The following is a 25,379-nucleotide window of genomic DNA, read 5'->3' as shown; positions in this document are numbered from 1 at the left end:
TGCTCTTATCAAAATATAGACGCTAAATGACAAATTGATTAGGGGCGCATCAACTAAGGTATATTATTAATACAGAGAAGCGAAAAGCGGCCATTGAATTAAGACCGCAATCGATAATAAGTGAATGGTATTGAAATGGTATTAGGACTTGATTGGTAAGGTAAATTGGATCACGACTCCGCCTAAGTCACTGTGTTTTGCTTCAATACGACCCTGATGTAACTCAATGATTTTCTCACAGATTGATAAACCGAGTCCGGAGCCACCCAAATCTCGACTGCGGGATTTGTCACAGCGATAGAGTCGCTCAAATAGTCGGCCTAATGCCTCGTTGCTTACACCCGGGGCACTGTCTTCAAAAGTACAGACGATATCTTGTTCTTGCTGCAAAACGGTTATTTTGATTTGGCCCGGTTTGTCTGTGTAATGTACGCTATTTCTTGCTAAATTATTAAATACTTGATTGAGTCGGCTGATGTCACACTCAACTTCCAGCAGTTCTGATAATTGGTTGATGTAGATTACTTCTAAGTCCGAGGTATCAATAATGGGCGCGATGGCGATTGTAAGATCATCAAATAAAGCTTTTGCTTGGCACTGTTCAAATTCAAGACGCAGGTTGTCTGTATCCGCTTGGGCTAACTCATAAATATCTGCAATCAGGGTATTGAGCATATCAAGCCTTCTTTGCAACACTTTATACGTTGTTTTCGGGTCTTCTGTTAAATTATATTCAAGTGCTTCAATATTTAACTTGAGCACGGTTAAAGGCGTACGTAACTCATGGGACACATCTGCCAGTAGTTGTTGTTTCAAGCTTAGACTCTGATTAAGTAGTTCAGTCTCTTTTTCCATTACGCGACGTCGTTTTAAATGGTAAAGATAAAACAGCAAGAGAAAGTTCGTCAGTACGATGATGGCTGCAGCTAGAACAACCGTGCGCGTTTTGGTGTCTTGTTGAGATTTCGCAAGGCCTGCTTGTAACTCATTCACCTCAAGTCGCTTTAGGCCTATTTCACTATTTAGCTTTTTCGCTTCTAGACGGGTTGTAACGGCTTGTTGGTTAATTGCTTCTTTAGCGGCGAAGGCGCGCTCTTGATAATGTAAAGCTTGTTCAAAGTCTGCGAGGTTTTTAAATGCCACAGCAAGGCTTTGCAATACGATAAGGTTATCCTCATCGCTGACGTTATCTAGTAAACGGGATAGGTGCGCAATGGCCTCAGTGGGCTTTTCGTGGGCCAGTGCCTCACCTAGATTGACGCTAAATTCATTAAATAGGGTTTTATTATCCTGTGGGCTGAGTTTTTTTAAACTCTGTGTAATGAGCTCGATGGCTATAGGGTATTCAGCGTTAGCCAAGGCTATTTTTCCTTGCACAGCTTGTGCTCTGGCTAAGTTTTTCTCGTTTTTAACAATCGTGAAGAGGCTACTCGCCTTGTCAATTGCAATACGCGCCGCAGTGAGATCTTTAAGCTCAATATATTGCTGTGCAATATGGAGCTGTGTCACCCCCATGTAGTTTTTATCGTCTAGTTTGGTATCTATCTCATAAGATTTATTTAATGCGTCAATTGCAGCTTGGTGATCTGAAAGTTTTTCATAAATACGCGCCAAGCTGAAGTAAGTTGAAGAAATATGGGCAAGACTTATATCAGGTTCACCGAGCTGAAACTCTAACTGTTGATTTAAAACATCGAGCGCTTTATCAATTTGGTGGAAATCTCTATAGATTTTGGCTTCTGTACTTAATGCGGCACTGAATAAATGCGCGTTATTAATTTTGTTTGCCGTATCTTTGGCTTGAAACACATGAGAGAGCGCTTGAAAGTAATCTTTTTGTTCCGAAAGTACGTTAGCTAGCATACGATGGGCATGGCTTTGCATTCGAATATCGTTTGATTTGGCAAATTGAGCAACGGCGTGCTCAAAGTGGTGCTTTGAGTCGGTGTTATTACCAAGCAAGATTGCCAAGTCCCCTGCTACCCAATGATATTTACCCAAAAAGTTAGCATCCGGAAACTGGGCTAAATGAGCGGCAAGTTGTTCGAGTCGTTCTGCGGCTAGACTGAATTGATTGGTCCTCACCAAATGCAATGCGCTTCGATGTAAAACGTAGGTGCGCTGCTTCGCAGTTAAAGCCGGATCTGCGAGTAAAGTGTGTGCATCTTCTAGCAGGGCAATTCTATCTTTGTTACCTTTTGCTTCTGACTGTGCTTTGTACTGTTCGAACTCTTCCAAGGAGTGCGCATGATGACAGTATGTCGCAAGTGACAATAAACACGTCGAGATAAAGACCTTAAACACAGAATTCCCATTGGTTTAGCAAGCAAGAGAACTATATTATGAAAACTGAGTAGGATGGGATATAGGTAATTATTATTAACAATACCAGATTGCTATGCATTTTTTTCAAATAAGTGACAGCTTGAGCATAAGCAAGTGTGTAGGGAGTTCTTCTTGTAGAGCCGTCACTTTTAAGGCTGTGCCCTATTTTTGGGAGCACAGCGTGCTTCATTATCTATCTAGATTGAGGTTTGAGACATGTAAAACATTCGAGATTTTAACGTCACCTGCACCATCTTCTGTGATTTCCAGTGCGTGACTATCACTGACTGCAATATCACCGGCATCATCTTCAATAGATACTTGGCCTCTTGCTTGCGTTACCTTGATGTCACCAGAGCCGTCATCAATAGTAACATTACTTGCTATGTTCGAAATTTTTATATCACCCGCATCATCTTTGAGTGTTACCGATTGACCTCCAATGATATCAATTTCACCCGAACCGTCTTCAAGGGTGATCTCACCTATAATATTTCTTAGCTTGATATTGCCAGATTCATCATCAATGAAGACAAATTGACCTGCGTTGATATTAATATCTCCAGAACCATCTTGAATATGAATGCCTTGTTTTGCATTGGTTAGGGTGATCTGCCCCGAACCATCCTGAATACGGATATCTTTTGCTGCATTGGTAACAGTAATATGACCTGAGCCATCTTCAATATTGATTTCGCCATCGATATCGGCCAGTTCGATGTAACCTGAGTTATCGTCTATGGTAATGCCTTTGACATTAGAGACTGAAATATCTCCAGAGCTATCATCTATTTCAAGTAGCATATGTTGTGGCATGTGTACCTCAACACTAATTTGCGGGCTTTGGCCTGAATACCAAGCCACACCTATGTATGCATCATGTTTGGCAATCAGTTTTGCTGTATCGCCCTGCTTATCTAATGTGAGTGTGTAGCTTCTGTCGGGGGCTGTGATGATGTGTGCAGTGAGTGAGATAGACGTGGCGTCTTCTATGCCTTTGACAACAATATTGCCTGCACTGTTGTCTATCTTTAGTTCAGTTAGATCTGCTGAAGATAGAGAGAGTGTTTTAGTTTGTTCTATTAGTTCATCTTGAGCATGTCCGTTGACGTGTACTACGCAGCCACTTAGTAGTAAACCGGCGATAATAGGTGTAATTATTCTTTTCATCTTTTTAGTCTTATTCGAGTTTGTTGCTGATATTACAGCAAAGATAAGGCCACATTCGAATAAACCTATAAAGCATTGATATTTAATGCTTTTATTATTTCTCTTTCTGTTGGTGTATGACTTTTTTGACCAAAATATAGTGTTATAAGTAATAAAATCGTCAATTCTGTGTCACGATGTGGTCAACTTAATCATGCAGATTCTTTTCAAGGTACTCAGTGAGCTAAGGTGAAGGTATTGCAAGAGGTGATAATTGCAGATGCACTCGCACAACAGTATGAGGCGCCATGCACAGCGGCACCAGACTCTGCACTATTTCTGGGAGTGGGAGATGCAAGCTCTGTGGAGTTAGGGAACTCTGCCTGTTTATTGATACGTAATAATCTACCGTGGCTGTTAATTGACTGCGGTCATGATACGTTAAGACGCTTTGCTGAGGTATTTTCAAATAGATTGCCTGAGCATATTTTTATTACCCATTTGCACTACGACCACGTTGGTGGACTTGAGCAACTGTATTTTAAGGCGGCACTGGCTGGCAAACCGGTGAGATTATATGTGCCCGTTTCTTTAGTCACGCAGTTGTGCGCTATGCTCAGATATACCAAGCTTGCCGAGGAAAAAACAGATGTGTGGCAGACATTCATACTGCATCCTGTGAGCGAGTATTTTTGGCATCAAGACTTAAAAGTTTATACATACCCAGTACGTCACCATGCGCCTAATTCTGCATTTGCATTACACTTACCCGGTGTGATGTTTTATTCAGGAGATACCCGCCCTATCCCTGAGTTGTTGTCTCATGTTTCTGCTAAAAGCGAAATCATATTTCACGATTGTGCGGTTGCAGGCAACCCTAGTCACAGCGGAATAGATGACTTGCTCAGAGAGTACTCAGGTGCTTTGTTGAGTCGTTTATGTGTATACCATTACCATAGCGCGTCTGATCGAGCGCATTTTGACCGTGCAGGGCTAAGATATGCACGTGCTTTAAGCGCTATTCACTTGCGCTAAATTTAATTGAACGATTTATGCACATAGTGGGGTGTTTTGTACCCATTTAACGCAAGAAATCGCATTTTAATAACATTTTAACTATTTTCCGTTATACTTGCGTCAATTTAGATTACACTGAATCGTTTACCTGAGTAACTTCTAGCGTTTATATGTGCATGTTTGCACTTGGAAACTAACTTTTGGCTCGTTGTAAGCGCTTACGTCTACAACCGATATCGGTGTATTTTCGCAGTGTGCGAGCGACAAAATAACAATGTTAAAGGGACCCTATGCAGCTAGTAGAGCTAAAGCCTGACGATCCTAATGTACAAGATTTATTCTCGGAAATAGATCGATTAATGAATACCCTTTACCCTATTGCCAGTGATCAATCGCTTGCTTTAGAGGAATTGAATCAGCCAAATGTGAGAGCGGTTGGTTTAAAAGATGAATCTGAAATTGTGGCATGTGGTGCCATTGTTAAGCAGTTTGATAAAACCTTGTATGGTGAAATTAAACGTCTCTATGTTAAGCCTAGTTATCGTGGTAAAGGGTTGTCGAAGCGTATCATGCAAATTTTATTGCATTACGCGGGTGATGCTCAAATACCGCTGATCCGTTTAGAGACAGGTGTGAAGCAAGAAGAGTCAATTAAACTGTATGAATCTTTAGGCTTTGACCGCTGTGAGCGATTTGGTTTATACAGAGATAACCCTTTGAGTGTGTTTATGTCTTTATCTCTTAAATCTGAGTAAGCCGTTTAGCTAAATCGAATGGTTTCAAAAAAAGGATTTTGAGTCACAGCTGTCAGCTCTTTTATGGCATCTAACTCAATCATGACTTCTTCAGAGCCCTGTTCGATGACTAGACATTGTATTCTCTTTTCGTCGTATACAATGTCTTTTGCCCTACCCTCAAAGGCTTCAGTTTCTGTCTTAACTTTCAGTATGAAGTACTTCATACATGCAATTTCAATTAAGTCGCTTTGCTCACATTTCATTGCCAGTTCACGCTTTTATCTTCTTAAATCAACCATACCATAGCTGAAGGCCTTTTAGGATAGCTGTTTTTGTGGCTGTAAAGGGGTTAGACAAGCAAATAAAAATTGACTAGCTTTGTAGTTCGACACTTATTCTATGCACGTAATAAGGACATAAGATGAGAATTTTAGTGGTAGATGATATGACATCAATGCGCCATGTCATGATTAATATGTTGAGAAATCTGGGCTTTGATAATATTGACGAGGCCACAGATGGCAAGCAGGCATTAATGCTCTTGGGCAAGCGTAAGTATCATTTGGTTATCTCAGATCTAAATATGCCACATGTCGACGGGCTCACCTTATTGAGTAAAATTAGAGAGACACCACAACTGTCAAAAGTACCTGTCTTAATGGTGACGTGTGAAAGCAGTAAAGAACGGGTGCAGGCAATTTTATTAAAAAAAGTAGATGGATTTGTGGTGAAGCCATTTAATATGGCAACGTTAATTCAGCAGCTTAAACGCATTAATGTTTTGGATGAGCACGGCCAACTATGCAGTTAGTAGCCTGGGTGTGAACTAAGTAGAAAAAGGGCATATTGAATATGCCCTTTTTGTGGTCAAAAAGCCAATATTACTTGGTCTCTGGGAAACCTCTGTCGCGCATCAATGCACTGACATCTGCGTCACGACCACGGAACTTGCGATAAGCTTCAGCTGGGTCCATCGCATTTCTAACTGCAAATAAGTAGTCTACCAAACGTTTAGCAACGTCTTTATCGTAAAAACCACCTGGTGCATTGGCAAACGCTTCAGCAGCATCTGACGTCAGTACTTCTGCCCATAGGTAACCGTAGTAAGCGGTAGCATAGCCTTCGCCTGAGAAAACATGGCCAAAGTGTGTTGTTCTATGGCGCATAACAACTTCGCTAGGCATACCAATCGCTTCAAGTTGTGCTTTTTCAAACGCTACAGGGTCGCCAATTTTATCTGGATCAGTTGTGTGGAACTTCATATCCATAATGGCAGATGCCAAGTATTCAGTGGTTGCAAAACCTTGGTTGAAAGTTGCAGACTCTTTGATTTTCTTGACTAAAGATTGTGGCATTGGCTTGCCAGTCTCATGATGAACTAAGAATTTATTGATAACTTCTTCGGTAGACAACCAGCGCTCAAGCAATTGTGACTGAAACTCAGTATAGTCACGTACACCTGCGTTTGAACTTGGGTATTTCACGTTTGAAGATAGCGCGTGTAGTGAGTGACCAAACTCATGGAAATAAGTTTCTGCATCGCTCCATGATACAAGTGTTGCTTTGTCTTCAGGGCCTTTAACGAAGTTAGAGTTGTTGGTACTGAGTACATTAGTTTTGCCATCCATAGAAGTATGGCTACGGAATGATACAGCCCATGCACCAGAGCGCTTACCTTGACGAGCAAACGGGTCTAAATACCATAAACCAATATGCTTACCTGTTGTTTTATCTGTGACTTCCCATACCTTTACATCTTCATGATAAACTGGCACAGAGCCATCTTGGATAGGTGAAAACTCATAGTTAAATAGGCGGCCTGCAACATAGAACATGGCATCAGTGAGCTTGTCTAATTGCAAGTACTGCTTAATTTCATTTGAGTCTAGGTCATATTTTGCTTTACGTACTTTTTCTGCATAAAAACGGTAATCCCAAGGCTCAATTGTAATATTTTCACCGTCTTTATCCGCGATTGCTTGCATATCTGCAACTTCTTCTTTAACGCGTGCAATAGCAGCAGGCCATACTTTATCCATTAAGGCGATGGCATTTTCTGGGTTTTTCGCCATGCGGTCTTCTAATCGCCACTGCGCATAGTCTTCGTAGCCAAGCAGTTCAACACGCTCGCGACGCAGTTTTAGGATCTCTGAGATCACCGCTTTGTTGTTGTGCTCTCCTGCATTGTTTCCGCGGCTGTAGTAGTTTTGCCAGACTGCTTTACGTAGTTCACGTTCAGTTGAGTAGGTTAAAAACGGATCCATTGATGAACGTGTATTGGTGATCGCATATTTACCTGGTTGGCCTTTCTTCTCAGCTGCACTTGCTGCTGAATCAATAAATGCTTGTGGCAAGCCAGATAGCTGATCTTTGGTCAAGAAAGTGGTGTAACCTTCTTCATCTGCTAGTACGTTATTACCAAATTGCGTGTATAGTTTTGATAGCTGTAGGTTGATCTCTGCATAACGCTCAGCATTTTCGCCTTCCAAGGTTGCGCCATGACGAGCAAAGCTATTGTATTGACTCCAAGTGACGCGTTGTTGCTCTGGCGTCAATGTTTTAAATTCAGCACCTTCATAAACCGTTTTTACACGTTGGAATAGTGCTTTGTTTTGGTTACGCTTAGATTCGAACTCAGACATCTTTGCCATCACAATAGCTTGCTGTTTGCGCACTTCCGGTGAGGACAGGTTCGTAATATAGGTAACGAAATAAGGGTACATATTGTCTACAGCGCTTCCCGAGCGTTCAAGTGCTGCAATGGTGTTTTCAAATGTAGGTGCGTCAGTGTTGTTGACGATAGCATCAAGCTCAGCCAGTTGCTCAGCAAGCGCAATTTCTGCCGCTGGTACTAAATCTTCTAGCTTCATCTCGCCAAACTGAGGAACCCCCTGATAAGGGCCGGTATATTCTTTTAATAATGGGTTCGAGTATTGTTTTTTTACTTGTTCAACTGGAGCTGAGTCTTGTGAGCTAGGGGTCGTGCCACATCCAGCTAGCGCTAAACATACCGCAGCGCTTAAAAATGACATTTTTAATTTCATAGTGTTCTCAGTTTGTTCGATTGATAATTGTGAGTCTTTACGTTGTAATCCTGACCAAATATTGGTCGCTATATCTGATGTTTTGGAGATACAAGCTTGCTGTTTCGGGGACATACTACTGCAATACCGGTAAAGTGCAAATTTGTTGAAAAGTAAAAGTATTGCAAAATGTTTAGGTAGTATAAGTCGGTGATTCTATCGCTGATAAGCTACTGTTTATCGAAAAAACAATGAAATTTTTTATTTTTCAATGTTTGTTTTTAGTAAATTTTAATTGCTTTCATAAAACTTTCCCTTGATTGTTGATTAAAATTGAGCCACTTTAATGACACATACTACAAACCCGTGATGACATCATGGAAATTGGTATCTTTATTTATAATGGCGTCGAGTCCATGGACTTTTGCGGTCCGCTCGAAGTGTTCACAACTGCCTCTCGCATTTCAAAACGTCCCATTAATGTCAGTTTAATTGCACCTAGCAACTCGCCGATTAGAGCGCGGGGCGATTTATCAATTAATCCTCACTTTTGCATACACGGCCACCCTAGGTTTGATTTATTGATTGTCGCTGGCGGCAAGCTTGACCGAGTGATAGATAATCAAGCGGTATTAGATTGGTTGGCTGAAACGGCAACGCATACACGGCACTGTGCTTCAATATGCAGTGGTGTTTTTTTGTTTGCAAAAGCAGGTTTAATTGAAGGAAAAACTGTCACAACCCACTGGCAACGCATTGAAGAGTTAAGTCAAAAGTACCCTCACCTATCTGTGGTCAATGACAAAAGATTCGTCACAGATCAAAATTTTACTAGCTCAGCGGGTGTGGCTTCGGGTATCGATATGAGCCTGGATATGGTGAAAAAAAGGTTTGGTTTTGATGTGGCGAGGAAAACGGCCCACCAAATGGATTATTTGTGGTCTGAACTATAATTGCTTGAGCGCTTTTTTACTAAAAACTGTATCAAAGCAGCTAATTAATCTAGACTTTTAGCCGATACATAATCATTGGCTAAGGCAAGCGGTTAAGGTAATGAAGACAAAAAACACAGTATATTTAGCACAAAGCTTAGATGGTTATATTGCAGATCAGCATGGTAACATTGATTGGCTCTCGAAAATTGACAACCCAGAGCATAGCGATTTGGGATTTGGTAACTTCATGGCCGACATAGATGCAATTGTGATGGGCAAAAATACCTTTGAGCAAGTAATGCGCTATGGCCAGTGGCCTTATGATAAACCTGTATTTGTGTTGAGTCAGTCCCTTGAAAAGTTGCCAGAGCAAAGCAAAGGCAAAGCTTATCTAGTATGTGCCAGTGAGCAAGAAGTTGTATCTCAACTGCATCAGTTGGGTCATTACCGACTTTATATAGATGGTGGAAAGTTGGTGCAAAGCTTTCTAACCAAAGGCCTGATCGACGAATTAATTGTGCTCACTGTACCTGTGGTATTGGGACAAGGTTTAAAGTGGTTACCAAGTGAACCTTTGCAAGGAAAGATAAGCTTGCTTGCGACGTCCGTGTTGATAGGACAATTAGTGCAATCTCATTATCAAATTGAAAAGCCCCCCTTGGTGTAAAGGGGGCTGACAGTCTCTATCTAGCCGTTAAACTTCGGTAATAACATCATGTGGTACTCAAACTCATCTTCGGCATGTACAACAAAACCGAGCTTGCGATAAAAGCGTGTAGCCGGGCTTTTTTTTAGTACACTCAAACGCGTTGGAAGATGTGGATATTGGCCTAAAAGCTGTTTGAGTATGGCACAGCCAAAACCTTTATTTTGAAATTGCGGTAACACTTGTATTTGCATAATCTCAAGGCTGAGCACAGTGGCCTTGTATCTAAGACAGCCTATCTTTTCATTGTTTACATAAACGATATTGGCATATTGGTAGTGCTCTTCTAGGCGACTTAGATGAGCTTCTTGAGATAAGAAGATCCCTTGCCGTTCTAAATGTTCTGTCATTGTTTGCGTGCGTAAAGACAGCAGAAAGTCTTTGTCTGACTCTGTGGCGACCTGAAGTATGATATTCATATTCACCTCTGTGCTAAGAAAGCATTGTCTTGCAAAGTATGATTACCTTTACCTAAACACTCTACGAAACAAAAGTGACAAAACTTGGATTGCTGGTCTATTTTGATTTTAAATTAGCTGGTGGGTGTGAGCGTACTAAACATAAAGATGAGCTTAGCGTCTTAACGTGAGAATAATTAGGAGAAAAGATGAATATTGCGCTCGTCAACTATGATGAAACTTGGCCCAGTCAATTTAAAAAGGAACGCGATCGACTCCAAGCATTGATTGCACCTTGGGTGGTAGGTGACATTGAACATGTTGGCAGTACATCTGTCCCTGGCATGATTGCGAAACCCATTATTGATATTATGGTCGGGGTAAATAACTTAAAAGATGCACGTGGCGCGATTGATGTACTGAGCACCAATGGATATTGCTATTACCCATACAAACCTGAGCAAATGCATTGGTTTTGTCGCCCCTCGCCAGAGTTTAGAACGCATCATGTGCATTTGATCCCCAACCAAAGTCCGCTTTGGTTTGAGCACATTAATTTTAGAGATATTCTTCGCACGAACGCTAAGGTGGCTGGGCAATACGCACATTTAAAGCAAACACTAGCGCAAATTCATCGTCATAACCGAGAGATCTATACACAACAAAAATGGCCCTTTATTGAGAAAGTACTGGCTTCTGTGGGCTCTTCATGATGAAAAGTCCATTGCATTTATCGCGTGATAAAGCCGCCATTTATAAACAGTGTTTGGCCTGTTGTCCATTGAGACTGAGGTGAAGCGAGAAACGCGACGGTTGGTACAATGTCATCGATGGCGCCAAGTCGCTGAGAAACACTGGCGGCACTTAAATAAGCCACAGATTCAGGTGTTTCTTGTTGGTGGAAAAAATCAGTATCAATGGGACCTGGGCAAACCAAATTGACTGTGATCCCCCTATTGCCGATTTCTTTGGCAAGCGCTCTGGTAAATTGCTCAAGCGGTGCCTTAGAGCCTGCATAGAGCGAGTAATCGCCAGTAAATGCTCCTAACAATGATGTACCAATGTTGATGATCCTGCCATTGTCTTCAAGGGTTTTGGCCGCTTCTTGCATGACAAAAAAAGCACCTTTGCAGTTGATATTAAATAAGTTATCAAAATCGTTTTCACAATAGTCAACAAATGCTTTTTTGAGCACACTACCGGCATTATTAATAACGATATCAATGCGACCAAATGCTTCTAATGTTTGTAAAAAGAGATTTGTGACATGAGAGGTGTTGGTAAGGTCGCCTTGGACTATCAGTGCTTTTTGTCCAAGCGTTTGAATATGTGCCGCTGTTTTTTCTGCCTCACTAAAGGCATTATCACTGTGATAGTGTATGACGATGTTGCATCCTTTTGATGCTAAATTGATAGCGAATGCCTGCCCCATGTTTTTAGCGCCGCCAGTGATCAATGCAACCTTACCTTGTAATTCTTTATTCATACGTTATTCCTTTGCTATTTGTTTATCCTTATACACTATAGCTGCTTTGCGCATGGTCATTCGTTGCATTGATGTTAGACTAAGGTTTTTATTCATCAGCGAATTGTCGAGAGAGCTTAATGCAAACTGTGAGCATTTTTGTGGACGTACAAAATATTTATTACACCACTCGGAGCGCTTATCAGCGTAATTTTGATTACAACCGTTTTTGGGCTGAAGTAACGCACAATCGACAAGTAGTCAACGCATATGCCTATGCGATAGACCGAGGCGATGAAAAGCAGCGCCAATTTCAAAATATTCTTAGGGCCATCGGGTTTGAGGTCAAACTAAAGCCTTTTATCCAGCGCTCGGATGGCACTGCAAAAGGAGATTGGGATGTTGGGATCACCATTGATGTGCTTGAGTCAGCTAAGGATTCTGACTTAATAATTTTGGCATCAGGAGATGGTGACTTTGATATTTTACTAAATACGGTACGTAATAAATATCAATCAGAGGCGCATGTGTATGGTGTACCTTCCTTGACAGCTGCGAGTTTGATGAATGTCGCCACTCAGTTTACCCCGATAGAATCTTCTTTGCTTTTATAGCGTTATTTGCCATAGGGTGCGGCGAAACGCAACCTATGGCAATTGGAGCTATACTGCCCTTCTATTTTTCTGTTATTTTGCTCTGCAACCGCTGACAAGATTGGCCATTTAAATGTCCTTTGAATAATGCTGACATTGATTTTTTTAGCCACATTGGCCCTGCATCTGTCATATCATTGTGCTTTGAGTTGGGAATTTTAATCACACACCCAGGGTAAGTTTGCAATTCTTTTTCCGTGTACAAAACGCCCTTGTCTGCTGGAAAGTCACTGCCGCGAATGGAGAGCACAGAGACCGTTTTATTGCGTGGCAGTGGTACACGTCGATGATCAAATGTGACCAGTCCAGAGACATATGTTTTGCCCTGGTTGATTAATAGTGCGGATATATCTCCGCCATTGGAGTGGCCAACGAGCAAGAGGTTATCAAAGTCATATTCTGGATAGTCTGTTGCTAGGGTTGAGCGCACAAAGTCCAGTGTTTTTGCCCCTCGTTGCCAATTTTCTTGTCGAGTCTGGAATAAATTGCCGGTCACAGATAGAGGGGGATCAGCTTTTAGCTCATGGCGAATAGACACCGAAAGGTAGCCTTGATGCGCCAATGTATCACTGAGGAATTGATAATTTTGATGAGATTCACCATAACCTGCACTGATAAAAGCGACTGGGCACGGATTGTCTTTTGTGCAAAAAGCTGCATTGGTTGGCTGATTAATTTCAATGGGAATAGATCTTTTTCGAGCTTCGTCGTGCAATACATTGATCTCGCTGCCACTTGCACTGGCATAGGTTGTTATTATCGTTATAAACGCGAGGACTGACTTTTTCACTGAGTTAATTTCCTTGTTAATTAAAGCGCAGCGATTATAGGCTGCACTCAATTAATAGTAAATACTTGAAAAATATCAGTTTGTCATCTGTAAACGGGGTTGACAGTATTTGCTAAATATTACCAAATAAGCCGGCATGATAATCCCGGACCGCCTGCTGAATCTCGGCTTGGGTATTCATCACAAATGGTCCCATATGGGCAATGCGTTCGTTAATCGGCTGACCTGCAAGTAGCAAAAGCCCTGCTTCGTGCTCTGCTGTTTCCAAAACTATGGGTGTCTTTGGGTCTAAGGTAAGGAGATATCCAGCTTGATGAGCTGTGTCTTTTAATCGGCCAGAGTGGATATAGGCAACGACTTTACCAAAGTGTGATAAATCTAAGCTTAAGGCACTATTAACTGGCAGAGAGATATCACTGATCGCGCCATCGCCTGCTAATTGATTCAAATCGGAAGTAATTGTTTTGCCCGCTGTTTGCCACTCACCGGCCAGTGCGGTTAAGGTCGCTTTGCTAGCAGTGGTGATCGTTGGCAATGGACGAGCACTAGAGTCTTGATATTTCGGTGGGTTCATTTTGTCTTTCGCTGGCATATTTAGCCATATTTGAAAGCCATGCATCCCCTGCTTTGCATCTGCTAATGGCATTTCAGAATGGATAACGCCCCTACCTGTGCTCATCCATTGCACTTGTCCTGCGCGGATGGCTTTTTTATTTCCCATTTGATCTTGATGCTCGAAGCCCCCCTTACGAATGTAGGTAAATGTTTCAATTCCGCGATGGGGGTGTGCTGGAAAGCCACCAATAAAGTCTTGTGTGTTGTCGGATTTGAGTTCATCGATCATTAAAAATGGGTCTATGCTTTTTCCATCAAACCCAGCGATCCGTTGTATTTTTACACCTGCCCCATCTTGCGTTGCTTGTGCTTTAGTTAGCCTTAAAACTTTCATAGCTGTCTCACTTATATGTGCCAATAAGTGTAATATAGCTATCAATCTAGTCGAATAAAATTGATAAAAAGAGAAGTGTTTGTTCTTATTTTAAGAATGTTTAATCTTGTTCAAGCATCATGTTTATTGTGCTGACATCACTTGTTTTTCAGCCATTTTAATGAGTCGTTCTAGCTCTCCGGACTTTTTCATTTCACTGAGTTTGCCGTTTACTAAAGGTACAAGGTGTTTCTGTGATTCGTGTATATAGTGATATAAATCAAGCTCTGCCAAGCTTCGGCCATGCACGACATTGTTTATTCCAAGCTTCTTTAAATACATAACGCCATCCATTTTATTGGTGAGTGCCACATCTGCGAGTCCTTTTGAAACAAGTTTTAGTATTTGCTCTGTCGTATCCATATCTTCAACGTGTTTCATGCCTTGGGTGATATTGTTAGTATGCTTTACCCCTCTTACTTTAACGATATGGTATTCATGTAGATCAGCAGCTGTTTTGATATTAACGTTACTGTCTGTTCGAACAAATGCTGCTGTTTCAAGGGAATAATATGGTGTAGGTACTCTAATTGTTGTAGGTGTTTCATCACCGTAACTAAAAATGCGCATAATTTCACCATGTTTAAGCCCTGTTTGTGCCTCAAATTGTGCCCGCTTTCCTGGTAATGGCGTAATGGTAATTTGAATATTTAATTGCTTATAGACTTCAGTTAATACAATTCGCCCTACTTCTTGTTCAATGAGATAATTGATCGAGACAAAATGGTAGGTTTGGCCATATAGAGGCTGGGTGAATAGTAAAAAAAAAGCTGCAATCAAATACTTCATTGGCGACAGTGGGTGATTTATAAAACTACCCAAAGTATAGCGCAGAGCTTATTTAATAAAAGGATGTGCTTGAGCGTTGGGGGTAACGTATTGATTTTGATATACTCGGTGTGATCTCTCTATGCTTTTTGTATCACTGCGGTCACAATATTGATCCAAATAGCAAAAAGCAAAGTACCTTTATTGCGCACGCACAACATAAACTTGATTGGTTTTAAAAATGACAGATAAAAGTAAGCGGGTTCCATCCTCACGTATCTCTCGGTTAGCCCATTTGGGTGGATTGGCTTCTAAAGTTGCCTCTAATGTTGTGCTCTCTGGCGCAAAACAAGTGCTTTCAGGGCAAAGTGTGAATAAAAAAGAACTGCTGTTACAGCCTAAAAATGTGCATGCAGTGGCAGATAAGCTAGCCCATCTCAGAGGGGCTGCGATGAAGCTTGGTCAGCTGGTGTCTATGGATGCAGGTGATCTGCTACCTAAAGAGCTGGCTGTACTGTTAGAAAAACTACGTGCTGATGCTCAGCCAATGCCGCATAAACAGCTAGTACAGTTGCTTAAACAGAATTGGGGCCCAGATTGGTTAGATAAATTTAGCCATCTAGAATTAAGAAGCTTCGCAAGGGCATCGATTGGCCAAGTGCATGAGGCCACCACTGAGTCAGGTGAAAAGCTTGCTTTAAAAATTCAATATCCAGGCGTCGCAAATAGTATAGATAGCGATGTAGACAATGTGGCAATGCTAATAAAAATGTCAGGATTGATCCCGAAGCAAGTAGTGATTGACCCGCTTATTGAGGAAGCAAAGCAACAGCTTTTGGTTGAGACAGACTACTTTGCAGAGGGCCAGCGTTTACAAGAGTTCAAGGAAGGGTTAAAAAATGACCCAGCGTATCGTGTGCCAAATTTTTACCCGCAGTACTCGACAGGCAGTATATTGGCTATGGAGTATGTGGTTGGAAAAGAGCTGACGTGTTATGACAGTGCGTCTCAAACACAAAGAGATAAAATTGCCACAGATTTGATCCGATTGTTCTTCATTGAGATGTTTGAGCTTGGCGCAATTCAAAGTGATCCTAATCTAGCTAATTACCTATATGACGATAAGATGCAACAGGTCGTACTATTGGACTTTGGCGCTTCTCGTACAATCAATATGAGCCTTGCTCAAGGCTATTGGTCATTATTGCGTGCTGGCCAAACTTACGATAAAGACGCCATGACTGACGCAATTTATGAAATTGGTTATTTTTGCGATGACATCGACGATGCCTATCGAGACATTGTTTTGGAATTATTTTTTATGGCAACAGAGCCGCTCAGAGCAAAACAACCTTTCGACTTTTCTGCAAGTGATATTGCAGCTCGGATCCGCGATAAAGGAATGGATCTTAGTACACGAGAAAGGCAATGGCATACACCACCCGTTGACGCACTCTTTATACATCGAAAATTAGCTGGGCTGTACTTAATCGCAGCGAGATTGCGCGCTAGAGTTGAAGTGAGTGATTTGTTTTCGCAATTTATTAAGCCAACTGGTCAAGGGGCGCAGTAAGCGATGGGTTACCATCGTGAAAAAGTCATCGTCCTTGAAAAATAATGCATATAGCATTTGTCCATCCCAAAAGTAGCTTACTTATAGCTTATGACATTACGTTTGAAATGCCGTTATAGAGTGTATGAATAAGTAAAAAAGTGTAAGTAAGCACCTACTTTAAGCTTTGGGTGTCTCATCATCTAACTGTGTTCACTGCCACGTAATTTACTGAACTGTTGAAATTACAAGTCGTTAGTCCATACTTCTTCCATAATTTCAATCCACACTGTGTTACTTGTTTTTAGTAAAGGTACTTAGAGGTTTTAAATGAAAACATCAGTTTACGGGCTGGTTTTGATCGCTTTGGCTACTTCAAAACTCTCTGCCACAGAGATATCTACGGCAGAGTTTGTTGACATCACCACTAAAGTGCCAAATATCCACACAGAGATCCGTTATTTTACGAAAGATAACTTTGTTGGTGAAAAAATCGATGGTTATTTAGCGCCTAAATGTTTACTAAGCGCAGCGGCAGCATCAGGGGTTGTTTTAGCACAGCGAGAACTCAACACATTTGGTTTGGGTCTTAAAGTATTTGATTGCTATCGACCACAGATGGCTGTTGATCATTTTGTGCGTTGGGCAAAAGATCTGGATGATACTAAAAACAAAGCACGCTACTATCCTGAAGTGCCAAAAGATAAGCTTTTCGAGCGTGGTTATATCGCAGCACGTTCAGGGCATTCTCGTGGCAGTACCATTGATTTGACTGTCGTTGACTTAAAAACAGGTCGAGAGTTAGATATGGGCTCTGGTTGGGACTTCTTCTCAAAAGTGTCTTGGCCAAGTTATCAAGGTATTAGTACTGAGCAAAGAGCCAACCGTATGCTGCTGTCGAAGGTAATGCATACGGCAGGTTTTAAAGGGCTTAAAGAAGAATGGTGGCACTTTACATTAATTAATGAACCCCATAAAACGCATTACTTTACGCAACCTGTTCAGTAAATTTTTGCCGCCTTTAAACGACAAATAAGTATTCATTGTAAATGAGTGTAAAGAAATAAATGCTTGCAAGTTATTGAAATTAATATGTCAAGCATATGACTTTTTATCAATGTGAAAATTTTGTGATTGATAAAAGACCTTTATTGCTTGATTAACTTACTTGCACCATTTAATGTACCTAAATAGCTTATAATTGTTAATATAGTGATATGTATAAGGGAATAGCCTGTGCAGTCGCACTGTTTATTGCATGTCTTCTTTGGGGAAGTCTGAGCAATGTATGTGCAAATGGAATAAAGCCTCATGCTTTAAATGCTGCGAATGGTCATATGGAGCTCAATCTAGAGCATGCCACATCTCATCAAAATGAAGAACACTTTGTTTTTAACAAAGCCTCAACGAATGCAAGAAAAGCACTATTTGATAATCATGAATATATCAGTCAAGCCTATGTAGAGTTTAACATTAGGCGTATTAAAAATTTGCAAGAGTCTGACTTAATTGCATTTTATGTTCCTCAACAAGCACGTAGTTACATGATCACCATTCACAGTATTGAGCAGTCTAAGCTAGGCAGTCTCGTAGCATCTGGATATTTTACAGAGGATAAATCACAGCATATTGTCCTAAAACTGAAGTTAGATGGGCGTTCAGTGGAGGGGAGTTTGCAGACTACCAATGGCGAATATTTGTTCCGCTCTCATGCGCAATATGGTTGGATCGCTGCGCAATATGAAGGTAAAAAGCAGTATCTTAAATATCCGGATGAGTTTGCACACCCAGTTGATGTCATTGCTAAAAGTAACTTTTAGCGGCAGTTTTCTGAGAAACAATTTTCTTACGCCTGCTTTTTTCCCTTAAAAATAAATAAAGTTCCAATTTATTCATGGTCTTATATTCATAGTTTAATTCCTCACAAGAAATTTTTTGCCTGTCACTGGAAAAAGAAAATTTTTTGTTAATAATTTTGTAATGTGGAGTATTTACTCTTCGTGTGACAAAAATATGATGGAAACGAAAATGAAAAAATTGGGTTATATGGCATTGATAGCTGGTTTTTCTTGCGCAGCAAATGCGCTTCCTACCTGTCCAAATTTAGCATGGCTAGAAGCCAAGTTTACCAAACCTGACATGCCGACCACAGAATATCGAAACCGATTAAATAAGTTGATCACTTGGTTACCTGCGTTTCATATGGTACACGATGAAATCTCTGTAGAAGGGCACGCTGTCACCGTCACGGCCAAGTTTGACTATGGGGCCGTGGCACATAAAGATTTAGAGTACGAAACCGTCAAGTTTTACATTCGCTCTGAGCAAGACACTCAATGGCGTTTCTTGGCAGACGCAGTGACTAACCGCGATGGCAAAGCCAGCATTTCGTTGCCATCTTTACAGGCGGGACAATACCGTATTTATGCAGGGGTTCCTGCCGATAACTCTGGCGCCGAAGGTTATGTAACAGTGGTTCAAGCTGGTACACAAGCCGTGCTTTTTGATATTGACGGCACGTTGACTGAGTCGGATGCTGAGCAAATTGGTGACTATACGGGGATTGCTCGAGCGGATGAAAAAGAGGGTGCATATTCGTTGGTGCGTCGATATTTGGATCTGGGCTATCAGCCTGTTTATCTCACAGCACGGGTTTACTGGTATGCAAAAGGGACAAGAGATTGGCTTAATTGGATGGGATTACCGCAAGGCTTTTTGAGAACATCGCTGAGCAATGAAACGAGCTTATTTCGCACTGCTGAATATAAAATAGCGGAGATAAATCGATTACAAGCGCAGGGGCTAGATATTGTTCGTGCTTATGGTAATGCAAAAACAGATGCTGAAGCGTTTATACGTGCTGGGTTAGGCGCGAGTAATAGCTTTACCATCGGCCATGATGCAGGTCACTATGGTACAACGCCAATTGAGGTTAATAATTACTTTCAACATATACAGACGCAGGTGGACGATTACCCAGCTGCACTGTGTGAGTGATACTGTATATTTTTAATCGAGTAGGGCGGCTAAGTGTCTTCCGCCTTATTTCGTTTGGAATGTTTGCGCGTGTTTGATGCGCTCATCTAAGCTTGGGTGTGTAGAGAGGTACTCAAGCCAAGTTCCGTCTTCTTCGCGTGTGCTGTCCTGTGCTTCAGAGAGAGCTTTTAAGCGCTTTAAGGCGTCGGCAAAATCTGCACTGGAATGACCAATATGGGTTAGGCGCTGCAATGCAAACTCATCCGCTTCCCACTCCATTTTTTGTGAAAACTGGGCGCCCATGATGAGGTTGCCTGAGCCGATAATCAGTTCGAGTATGCCTTCCATATCTCCAAATATAAAGCTCATAGCAATGGTGCCGGCAAATGCTTGTGCTGCTAATCGAATACTATGTTTGCCTTCAACATGGCCAATTTCATGTAAAAATACAGCTCGAATGGCGTTGGGATTATCCGCCAAGGCCTCTATTAAGTCATCGGTTATCACTATTTGCCCATGGGGTAGTGCAAAGGCATTGGCGCCAAAGTGCTCTGATGCGTAGATATCTAGTTGATAACGCTCTTTTGACAGTGCAACGGCGGTTAAGGCTTCATCCCAAATGAGGTGGATTTGATTTTGGGTCTCTGGTGGTAGCTCACTCTCAGAAAGGAAGTTTTCTTCAATTAAATACATGGATTGTTGCCCCATGGTATCGACCACAGACTCAGGCACGTAATCTACCAACCAAACTGCTGCGCTAGGGACAACTTTAAATAACAGAGCGTAAATCAACAAAGGCGTCAGAAGCAGTGCTGAGAAGATCATGACGTAATGACCTTCTAGTTTTGCAATGCCCTTGTGTTTTTTTATGCGCTGGCCACACAAAGTCTGAACTGTGGGGGACAAAGCGCTCACCAGAGGGAAATGATGCTTGTGTAGCGACGCCGGGAATTGGCGTCGATAAGGATAGGCTATCAAGTGAGCAGCGTACCGCACGATTTACATCGTAAGAAATATGTATTTGCCCATTGTCGAGTAGTGCTTCTACTTCGAAGGATGCACTGCTCGAAAATGGGTAGAGTTGGCCGCAAACACGCATTGCTAAGTCAGAGATACGTCTACATCAAATAGGTTTGATGCTTCATCACCCAAGGATGATTCAGTGTTATCCATGGTATCAATGATGCTGTCAGCTGCGGGCATGATGGTGACCGCAGTCGCATCTGCAAGCACCTTAGTTTTACGAACTTTCGCCCATGGGTATGCCAAGCCTGCGGTGAGAAGAATGGCGAGTATATTTGTTACTTCAACGAAGGCAAAACGCGCCGCAGATAAATCCGAATGAAACAGTGCGACTTCTTTAATCTCGGCATTGTTAAATACATGGTTTCTAATGATCGCCTGATAAATTGCTTTTAATAGATACATACAGACAATGTATGCGGGTATCAAGGTTATCAGTACTTTGCTGGAGTCTTCAAAGCTGGTACCAGCAACATAAATTCCTGCAGCAATAAAGGGAATTGCCACAAAAGAGCTTAATAAGGTGATTAATAAGGCACTCAGGTATTTACTTGTTGAAAGCTTTGCAGAGAATGCTTTGTCACCAAATTGAATATTCGTGAGGAGGTATTCATCCATTTTTTTCAATGTCCAAGGCAGCAACAAATACATGGTAAACACGCACAGCAGAGGCATGAGTAAAAATATCTTAAACGCACCGCCATAGCTGCCTTTAAAATTAAAGCGAACATTTCTAAAGCGCGTCATGCGCATATTAAATCTAAAGCTTTGGTTGATAAGCCAAGGTGCTAAAAGTGTGACCATAAGGGCTAATATCGCGCCTACTAATGGAAAGTAATGTGTAAAAAACAGGTATATCACCAATAATATTGATGCGATGATCCGGCCTTTTAAGATCTGCATTGGTGTTGCGAGGTATTCGAAACGGTGGTTATCGATATGTGTATTGCTAAAAAAATACTGTTTTGTTCTGACGGTTGCCCATGCTGAATAGACACCGAGAGTCACAATACTCAGCATTAGGTTGACGATCCAAATACCGAAAAAATCTTTTCCATTTCCAGTAAAGCGCACTAATGATGGTGTGCTTGCGCCTGATTGTGTCGGCTTGCTCACTATATCCATATAATTATACTCCTTGTAATACCCAATTATAATACACTGAATGTTTCAAAAAAGGCAACGCATCGCCAATTTATATGCGAATATTTATCAATCAGAATTGGTTGTGGTTGAATTTCATATTTCCTTGATTAAGCTGTAGAAATATTTGACTGTAATAGATGATTTAGGTGAGGCGGGTAAATGGGAAAGGATGAGTTTGTGATCCGGGCAATGAAAGATGATGAAATCGACATTGCCATTGCATGGGCTGCACAAGAGGGGTGGAATCCGGGAAAATGTGATGCAAAAAGCTACGCCATAGCCGATCCGCAAGGTTTTCTTATTGGCTTACTCAATAATGAGCCAATCGCTGTGATTTCGGCGATTAAATATGATGACAGTTTTGGGTTCATTGGGTTTTATATCGTTAAGCCAGAATATAGAGGGCAGGGCTTTGGCTATCGTATTTGGCAAGCCGCTATGGCTTATTTATCTGGTTGCAATATCGGTTTAGATGGGGTGGTAGAACAGCAAGATAATTACCGAAAATCAGGGTTTGAGCTTGCATATCGCAATATTCGATATCAGGGGACATTTACATCAGAGTTATTGGCGGACAAGGCGGTAACCTTTGATGGGACGGTCTGTGACGTTGATGAACATCAGATCCAAGCCTATGAAAAGCCATTTTTCCCTGTATGTCGAGATGATTTTAACCATCAGTGGCGAGTGCAACCTAATGCAGATGCATTGAGCATAGTAAACCAAGGTACTACTAATGGTTATGGTGTGATCAGAGCGTGTGAAGAGGGCCATAAAATAGGCCCACTTTACGCTGAGAATCTGGATACGGCAAAAGCGCTCATTGATGCTTTGCTTGGAAAAGTGACCGCAGCCACTAACGAGCCTGTCATCGCTTTTTTAGATACACCAGAGCCGAACCAGGACGCGGTACAGTTAGCAGAGTCATTGGGTATGACGAAGGTTTTTGAAACAGCCAGAATGTACACTGCCGATGAGCCCGACCTGCCAATAGCACAAACATTTGGTGTCGCCTCATTTGAAATTGGTTAGTAATGAGCCTAGCTAAATACGAATATCTGTTTTTATATGAATGGAGAGATCCGTTCATACTTCACATCTCGCTTGATGCATAGATGTATATTTAAGGAATTATATGACAACACACAATGCGGTTTTTGTTCTTTTTTGTGGTGATGAAATCACATTAACTGATGAAGATTATGCGCCGTCCTCATTGCAATCTGAGGGATATATTCATGCCTGTACAGCTACGCAAGTAGAGGCTGTCTATCAGCGATTTTATGCGAACTTAGACTCGGTTAAGGTGGCGGTGATTGACCCGCGGCGTGTTAAAGCTAAGCTTATTTTTGAAGCGCCCTCTGAGCCTATGGACGCAGATATTGGGTTTCCACATATTTATGGCAAACTTAATCTGGACGCTGTAGTTGATATTGTTGACTATCAGTTATTTACCCATCAAGAGATCACACCTGATATTCTTGATGTACTTGCCCACTATCGCTTCGATCGCTTACCTGTCGAGGGCACCTTGTATAAAAGTACCTGGCGCGCGGATAATGAATTAGGTGATAGTAAGCCGGTCGGTACAGCGATGATAGGCATGTACTGTAGGGCCTTAAAAAGTGTGTCTTGCTTTCATCGCCTAACACATGATGAGGTTTGGCACTTTTATCAAGGCGATGCATTCAATCTTTATTTGCTCTACCCAGATGGAACATCACAAACAATTGTATTGGGCACTGATTTTTCAAAAGGTCAGAAAATACAGTATCGAATTCCTGCCGGAGTATGGCAGGCAGGCGAGCTGGTGGCTGGTGGGCAGTATGCATTATTTGGTTGTACGATGGCGCCGGGCTTTACAGGGGACTGTTTTGAAGCAGCTGATCATGATGCGCTTAAGCAAAGTTATCCAGAAATGGCTGCGGTATGTGATAGGTTAGCCATCAACAATCATGAAACAAAAATGCCCGCTGGGTTTGCTTCTTAATCCAGTATTCTCAGTCTAAAATGGATTATTTGGCCTCTTGACTTTGTTCCTCTATATTCAATAGATGATTAATAAATAGGAACTTGAGTTGATAGGTCAGGTAGTATTCATTGCCGCAGGGCTGCTGTTTTCATCGCTACTTAGCGCACGTCCTTCGATTGAGCAGCAGATGGACATGCTTCAAGAAGCGCAAGATTATCTTACGGTTAAGCCCTCTCAGTCGCTGCACATCCTTGCCTCAATCTCTGATGTTGAGGCGTTACCCTTGGGACTTCAGATCCGCTGGCATGTTTTACGTGTGAGAGCATCGGTGCCGACCAATCAGTTAGGGCAACTTGAGCAATCATTACAAGCGTTGTTTGCGTTAAGTACGCACCCTTTCTTCGAAGATAACCTACCCAGTGTACTCAGCGCACTGGGCATTTGGCAGCGCCGTAAAGGGCATTTACAAGAGGCTGATATTAGCTTGCAATGCGCATTAAAGTACGCCCAAAATGCATCGCAGCAGCTTACGTTAATTAATAGCAGAGCATTGGTTGCAAGACATATGGGCAAGTATCCAAACGCAATTTCACTATACAAAGAGGCGGCTCTGTTGGCGGAAAAACAGCGTAATATATCAATGATGGCAACCATTGATAACAATTTGGGGGCGATAGCTTTAGATTTGGCTAACTACGATGAAGCTGATGCCTATTTTCGTGCTGCACTGACTGGTTATCAGCGTATTGATAAGCGCTCAGGTCACATTACCGCAGGGACTAATTTACTGTTTTTATTTATTTTAAGAGACGAGATACTCAACTATCAGCGCCTTTATTCACCCATAAAAGCGCTGACGGACGGATTTCCTAATCAATCAAAAAAAGCACTTTTAACATGGATCCATGCTGCGTATATAGTTAAGCATGGTGGTCATATGTCAGATCAAGCTCGTCAAAACTTGCAAACCGCCTATTCACAGCTAGAGAGCCACCAAGTTAAACTATTGGTTGGTATGCATTTGGCCCCGATTGTGAAAGTTACGCTGCCACGGTTGCCGACACGAAAATTAATGCCATTTACAGCTCCGTGGTTTAAGAAGGTACAAGATTGTCGCTGGTAATCGCAGGGGCGGATTTTTAAAATACCCTTAGTTGTATGTTATATCAAGGAGCGTACAGAATGACCCGAATTACTATCTTAGACTACCAACCAAGGTGGGTAGATGAATTTCATGAAATTAAAGAAGATTTGCAGTGTTTATTGGGTGATTTGGCGGTTGATATTGATCACATTGGCTCGACAGCGGTCGTTGGGCTTGCAGCGAAAGACATCATTGACATCCAAGCGAGTGTAAAGGCCCTTGACACTCACTTGCTGGCTGCTGCATTTCAAAAAGGCGGATATATCTATCGTGGTGATATTACGCATGACAATTTGATTGGTTATAAGAACCAAGATAAAGAAATGCAAAAGCTATACTTTCGTGAACCTGAAGGGGCTAGACAAGCCCATATACACGTTAGGGAAGTTGGTCGCGTCAACCAAGCATATGCAATACTATTCCGTGATTTCTTACGTAATAATGAAGCCATTGCGATGGCTTATGAAAAAATAAAAAGGTCACTTGCGAAACGTTTTCCAAACGATGTAGGCGCATACTATGAAATCAAAGATCCTTATATGGATACGCTTTTTTGTGCAGCGAATTTGCTAGATGTCAAAAATGAGACAAGAGAAAACTAAAAAATCAGGA

At 41.7% G+C, this 25,379-nt stretch carries 27 protein-coding genes; 15 read left to right on the top strand and 12 right to left on the bottom strand.

Going from position 1 to position 25,379, the window contains the following annotated elements; genetic code table 11:
• Positions 1-141: 141 nt before the first annotated feature.
• Positions 142-2,304, bottom strand: coding sequence for an ATP-binding protein (locus AC2CZC_RS22900; RefSeq protein ID WP_484585578.1), 2,163 nt, complete (start codon positions 2,302-2,304; stop codon positions 142-144).
• A gap of 210 nt (positions 2,305-2,514) precedes the next feature.
• Positions 2,515-3,495 (bottom strand): DUF4097 family beta strand repeat-containing protein, encoded by a 981-nt coding sequence (locus AC2CZC_RS22895; RefSeq protein ID WP_484585577.1) that lies wholly within the window; start codon positions 3,493-3,495, stop codon positions 2,515-2,517.
• 246 nt (positions 3,496-3,741) lie between these two features.
• On the opposite strand from AC2CZC_RS22895, the gene AC2CZC_RS22890 reads away from it, so the two are divergent.
• Both AC2CZC_RS22890 and AC2CZC_RS22885 read left to right on the top strand, forming a co-directional pair.
• Positions 3,742-4,509, top strand: a complete 768-nt coding sequence (locus tag AC2CZC_RS22890; RefSeq protein WP_231098174.1) for an MBL fold metallo-hydrolase — start codon at positions 3,742-3,744, stop codon at positions 4,507-4,509.
• A 272-nt stretch (positions 4,510-4,781) separates the two neighbouring features.
• Positions 4,782-5,246: a GNAT family N-acetyltransferase gene (locus tag AC2CZC_RS22885; RefSeq protein ID WP_063364173.1), complete on the top strand. Its 465-nt coding sequence runs from the start codon at positions 4,782-4,784 to the stop codon at positions 5,244-5,246.
• A 5-nt stretch (positions 5,247-5,251) separates the two neighbouring features.
• Here AC2CZC_RS22885 and AC2CZC_RS22880 read toward each other — a convergent pair whose 3' ends face one another.
• Positions 5,252-5,491, bottom strand: a complete 240-nt coding sequence (locus AC2CZC_RS22880) for a Rho-binding antiterminator (RefSeq protein WP_063364172.1) — start codon at positions 5,489-5,491, stop codon at positions 5,252-5,254.
• Between the two features lie 158 nt (positions 5,492-5,649).
• Here AC2CZC_RS22880 and AC2CZC_RS22875 point away from each other — a divergent pair, with 158 nt between their 5' ends.
• Positions 5,650-6,039 (top strand): response regulator, encoded by a 390-nt coding sequence (locus tag AC2CZC_RS22875; protein WP_063364171.1) that lies wholly within the window; start codon positions 5,650-5,652, stop codon positions 6,037-6,039.
• 70 nt (positions 6,040-6,109) lie between these two features.
• On the opposite strand, the gene AC2CZC_RS22870 is transcribed toward AC2CZC_RS22875, so the two are convergent.
• Complete coding sequence (locus AC2CZC_RS22870) at positions 6,110-8,272, bottom strand: M3 family metallopeptidase (RefSeq protein ID WP_484585766.1); 2,163 nt, start codon at positions 8,270-8,272, stop codon at positions 6,110-6,112.
• Between the two features lie 356 nt (positions 8,273-8,628).
• Here AC2CZC_RS22870 and AC2CZC_RS22865 point away from each other — a divergent pair, with 356 nt between their 5' ends.
• Both AC2CZC_RS22865 and AC2CZC_RS22860 read left to right on the top strand, forming a co-directional pair.
• A complete protein-coding gene (locus tag AC2CZC_RS22865) occupies positions 8,629-9,204 on the top strand; it encodes a DJ-1/PfpI family protein (protein ID WP_284020898.1) in 576 nt (191 codons plus the stop codon).
• A gap of 100 nt (positions 9,205-9,304) precedes the next feature.
• Positions 9,305-9,853, top strand: a complete 549-nt coding sequence (locus AC2CZC_RS22860; RefSeq protein ID WP_484585576.1) for a dihydrofolate reductase family protein — start codon at positions 9,305-9,307, stop codon at positions 9,851-9,853.
• A 20-nt stretch (positions 9,854-9,873) separates the two neighbouring features.
• Here AC2CZC_RS22860 and AC2CZC_RS22855 read toward each other — a convergent pair whose 3' ends face one another.
• On the bottom strand, positions 9,874-10,311 hold the full coding sequence (locus AC2CZC_RS22855) for a GNAT family N-acetyltransferase (RefSeq protein ID WP_484585575.1): 438 nt from the start codon (positions 10,309-10,311) through the stop codon (positions 9,874-9,876).
• 188 nt (positions 10,312-10,499) lie between these two features.
• On the opposite strand from AC2CZC_RS22855, the gene AC2CZC_RS22850 reads away from it, so the two are divergent.
• Entirely contained in the window at positions 10,500-11,003 is a 504-nt protein-coding gene (locus AC2CZC_RS22850; protein WP_484585574.1) for a GrpB family protein, read from the top strand.
• Positions 11,004-11,020: 17 nt separating this feature from the next.
• Here AC2CZC_RS22850 and AC2CZC_RS22845 read toward each other — a convergent pair whose 3' ends face one another.
• Positions 11,021-11,776 carry an SDR family oxidoreductase gene (locus AC2CZC_RS22845; protein ID WP_484585573.1) on the bottom strand — a complete coding sequence of 252 codons (756 nt, stop codon included), beginning with the start codon at positions 11,774-11,776 and terminating at the stop codon, positions 11,021-11,023.
• Between the two features lie 119 nt (positions 11,777-11,895).
• Between AC2CZC_RS22845 and AC2CZC_RS22840 the strand changes: the two genes are divergently transcribed.
• Positions 11,896-12,369 (top strand): LabA-like NYN domain-containing protein, encoded by a 474-nt coding sequence (locus tag AC2CZC_RS22840; protein WP_484585572.1) that lies wholly within the window; start codon positions 11,896-11,898, stop codon positions 12,367-12,369.
• 61 nt (positions 12,370-12,430) lie between these two features.
• Here AC2CZC_RS22840 and AC2CZC_RS22835 read toward each other — a convergent pair whose 3' ends face one another.
• From AC2CZC_RS22835 to AC2CZC_RS22825, 3 genes are all read right to left on the bottom strand, one after another.
• The gene (locus AC2CZC_RS22835) at positions 12,431-13,198 is read right to left on the bottom strand and encodes an alpha/beta hydrolase (RefSeq protein WP_484585571.1); all 768 of its coding nucleotides are present in this window, start codon (positions 13,196-13,198) and stop codon (positions 12,431-12,433) included.
• 112 nt (positions 13,199-13,310) lie between these two features.
• On the bottom strand, positions 13,311-14,147 hold the full coding sequence (locus AC2CZC_RS22830; RefSeq protein ID WP_484585570.1) for a pirin family protein: 837 nt from the start codon (positions 14,145-14,147) through the stop codon (positions 13,311-13,313).
• A 123-nt stretch (positions 14,148-14,270) separates the two neighbouring features.
• A complete protein-coding gene (locus AC2CZC_RS22825; RefSeq protein WP_484585569.1) occupies positions 14,271-14,975 on the bottom strand; it encodes a substrate-binding periplasmic protein in 705 nt (234 codons plus the stop codon).
• Positions 14,976-15,195: 220 nt separating this feature from the next.
• Between AC2CZC_RS22825 and AC2CZC_RS22820 the strand changes: the two genes are divergently transcribed.
• The 4 genes from AC2CZC_RS22820 (at position 15,196) to AC2CZC_RS22805 (ending at position 19,503) form a co-directional block, all read left to right on the top strand.
• Positions 15,196-16,527 (top strand): ABC1 kinase family protein, encoded by a 1,332-nt coding sequence (locus tag AC2CZC_RS22820; RefSeq protein ID WP_484585568.1) that lies wholly within the window; start codon positions 15,196-15,198, stop codon positions 16,525-16,527.
• A 309-nt stretch (positions 16,528-16,836) separates the two neighbouring features.
• Positions 16,837-17,514 (top strand): M15 family metallopeptidase, encoded by a 678-nt coding sequence (locus tag AC2CZC_RS22815; RefSeq protein ID WP_484585567.1) that lies wholly within the window; start codon positions 16,837-16,839, stop codon positions 17,512-17,514.
• 209 nt (positions 17,515-17,723) lie between these two features.
• Positions 17,724-18,326 (top strand): hypothetical protein, encoded by a 603-nt coding sequence (locus AC2CZC_RS22810; RefSeq protein WP_484585566.1) that lies wholly within the window; start codon positions 17,724-17,726, stop codon positions 18,324-18,326.
• Positions 18,327-18,534: 208 nt separating this feature from the next.
• Entirely contained in the window at positions 18,535-19,503 is a 969-nt protein-coding gene (locus tag AC2CZC_RS22805) for an LNS2 domain-containing protein (RefSeq protein WP_484585565.1), read from the top strand.
• 45 nt (positions 19,504-19,548) lie between these two features.
• Here the strand turns inward: AC2CZC_RS22805 and AC2CZC_RS22800 are convergent, their stop codons facing one another.
• Genes AC2CZC_RS22800 through AC2CZC_RS22790 form a run of 3 tightly spaced genes read right to left on the bottom strand, consistent with a single transcriptional unit; the run spans position 19,549 to position 21,630 of the window.
• Complete coding sequence (locus AC2CZC_RS22800; RefSeq protein WP_484585564.1) at positions 19,549-20,307, bottom strand: M48 family metallopeptidase; 759 nt, start codon at positions 20,305-20,307, stop codon at positions 19,549-19,551.
• A complete protein-coding gene (locus AC2CZC_RS22795) occupies positions 20,252-20,581 on the bottom strand; it encodes a hypothetical protein (RefSeq protein WP_484585563.1) in 330 nt (109 codons plus the stop codon). Before AC2CZC_RS22795 ends, AC2CZC_RS22800 begins: the two co-directional genes overlap by 56 nt.
• A 2-nt stretch (positions 20,582-20,583) precedes the next feature.
• Positions 20,584-21,630: a YjgN family protein gene (locus AC2CZC_RS22790; RefSeq protein ID WP_484585562.1), complete on the bottom strand. Its 1,047-nt coding sequence runs from the start codon at positions 21,628-21,630 to the stop codon at positions 20,584-20,586.
• Between the two features lie 180 nt (positions 21,631-21,810).
• On the opposite strand from AC2CZC_RS22790, the gene AC2CZC_RS22785 reads away from it, so the two are divergent.
• The 4 genes from AC2CZC_RS22785 (at position 21,811) to AC2CZC_RS22770 (ending at position 25,369) form a co-directional block, all read left to right on the top strand.
• On the top strand, positions 21,811-22,683 hold the full coding sequence (locus AC2CZC_RS22785) for a GNAT family N-acetyltransferase (RefSeq protein WP_484585561.1): 873 nt from the start codon (positions 21,811-21,813) through the stop codon (positions 22,681-22,683).
• A gap of 103 nt (positions 22,684-22,786) precedes the next feature.
• On the top strand, positions 22,787-23,641 hold the full coding sequence (locus AC2CZC_RS22780; protein WP_484585560.1) for a cupin domain-containing protein: 855 nt from the start codon (positions 22,787-22,789) through the stop codon (positions 23,639-23,641).
• An 88-nt stretch (positions 23,642-23,729) separates the two neighbouring features.
• Positions 23,730-24,746, top strand: a complete 1,017-nt coding sequence (locus tag AC2CZC_RS22775) for a tetratricopeptide repeat protein (protein ID WP_484585559.1) — start codon at positions 23,730-23,732, stop codon at positions 24,744-24,746.
• 59 nt (positions 24,747-24,805) lie between these two features.
• Entirely contained in the window at positions 24,806-25,369 is a 564-nt protein-coding gene (locus AC2CZC_RS22770) for a GrpB family protein (RefSeq protein ID WP_484585558.1), read from the top strand.
• The last annotated feature ends 10 nt before the right edge of the window (positions 25,370-25,379 follow it).

This window comes from Pseudoalteromonas sp. MMG033, from assembly GCF_057197785.1.
Note: the sequence above shows the minus strand (reverse complement) of the source record. Positions and strands in the feature narration are given on the sequence as shown.

Coding starts and splice junctions, on each gene's coding strand:
- AC2CZC_RS22795 (WP_484585563.1), bottom strand. CDS start 20,581: ATGCGTGTTTGCGGCCAACTCTACCCATTTTCGAGCAGTGCATCCTTC.
- AC2CZC_RS22815 (WP_484585567.1), top strand. CDS start 16,837: ATGAAAACATCAGTTTACGGGCTGGTTTTGATCGCTTTGGCTACTTCA.
- AC2CZC_RS22850 (WP_484585574.1), top strand. CDS start 10,500: ATGAATATTGCGCTCGTCAACTATGATGAAACTTGGCCCAGTCAATTT.
- AC2CZC_RS22800 (WP_484585564.1), bottom strand. CDS start 20,307: ATGATCTTCTCAGCACTGCTTCTGACGCCTTTGTTGATTTACGCTCTG.
- AC2CZC_RS22810 (WP_484585566.1), top strand. CDS start 17,724: ATGTATAAGGGAATAGCCTGTGCAGTCGCACTGTTTATTGCATGTCTT.
- AC2CZC_RS22770 (WP_484585558.1), top strand. CDS start 24,806: ATGACCCGAATTACTATCTTAGACTACCAACCAAGGTGGGTAGATGAA.
- AC2CZC_RS22825 (WP_484585569.1), bottom strand. CDS start 14,975: ATGAAGTATTTGATTGCAGCTTTTTTTTTACTATTCACCCAGCCTCTA.
- AC2CZC_RS22780 (WP_484585560.1), top strand. CDS start 22,787: ATGACAACACACAATGCGGTTTTTGTTCTTTTTTGTGGTGATGAAATC.
- AC2CZC_RS22820 (WP_484585568.1), top strand. CDS start 15,196: ATGACAGATAAAAGTAAGCGGGTTCCATCCTCACGTATCTCTCGGTTA.
- AC2CZC_RS22805 (WP_484585565.1), top strand. CDS start 18,535: ATGAAAAAATTGGGTTATATGGCATTGATAGCTGGTTTTTCTTGCGCA.
- AC2CZC_RS22870 (WP_484585766.1), bottom strand. CDS start 8,272: ATGAAATTAAAAATGTCATTTTTAAGCGCTGCGGTATGTTTAGCGCTA.
- AC2CZC_RS22895 (WP_484585577.1), bottom strand. CDS start 3,495: ATGAAAAGAATAATTACACCTATTATCGCCGGTTTACTACTAAGTGGC.
- AC2CZC_RS22875 (WP_063364171.1), top strand. CDS start 5,650: ATGAGAATTTTAGTGGTAGATGATATGACATCAATGCGCCATGTCATG.
- AC2CZC_RS22840 (WP_484585572.1), top strand. CDS start 11,896: ATGCAAACTGTGAGCATTTTTGTGGACGTACAAAATATTTATTACACC.
- AC2CZC_RS22785 (WP_484585561.1), top strand. CDS start 21,811: ATGGGAAAGGATGAGTTTGTGATCCGGGCAATGAAAGATGATGAAATC.
- AC2CZC_RS22790 (WP_484585562.1), bottom strand. CDS start 21,630: ATGGATATAGTGAGCAAGCCGACACAATCAGGCGCAAGCACACCATCA.
- AC2CZC_RS22855 (WP_484585575.1), bottom strand. CDS start 10,311: ATGAATATCATACTTCAGGTCGCCACAGAGTCAGACAAAGACTTTCTG.
- AC2CZC_RS22830 (WP_484585570.1), bottom strand. CDS start 14,147: ATGAAAGTTTTAAGGCTAACTAAAGCACAAGCAACGCAAGATGGGGCA.
- AC2CZC_RS22865 (WP_284020898.1), top strand. CDS start 8,629: ATGGAAATTGGTATCTTTATTTATAATGGCGTCGAGTCCATGGACTTT.
- AC2CZC_RS22880 (WP_063364172.1), bottom strand. CDS start 5,491: ATGAAATGTGAGCAAAGCGACTTAATTGAAATTGCATGTATGAAGTAC.
- AC2CZC_RS22845 (WP_484585573.1), bottom strand. CDS start 11,776: ATGAATAAAGAATTACAAGGTAAGGTTGCATTGATCACTGGCGGCGCT.
- AC2CZC_RS22860 (WP_484585576.1), top strand. CDS start 9,305: ATGAAGACAAAAAACACAGTATATTTAGCACAAAGCTTAGATGGTTAT.
- AC2CZC_RS22885 (WP_063364173.1), top strand. CDS start 4,782: ATGCAGCTAGTAGAGCTAAAGCCTGACGATCCTAATGTACAAGATTTA.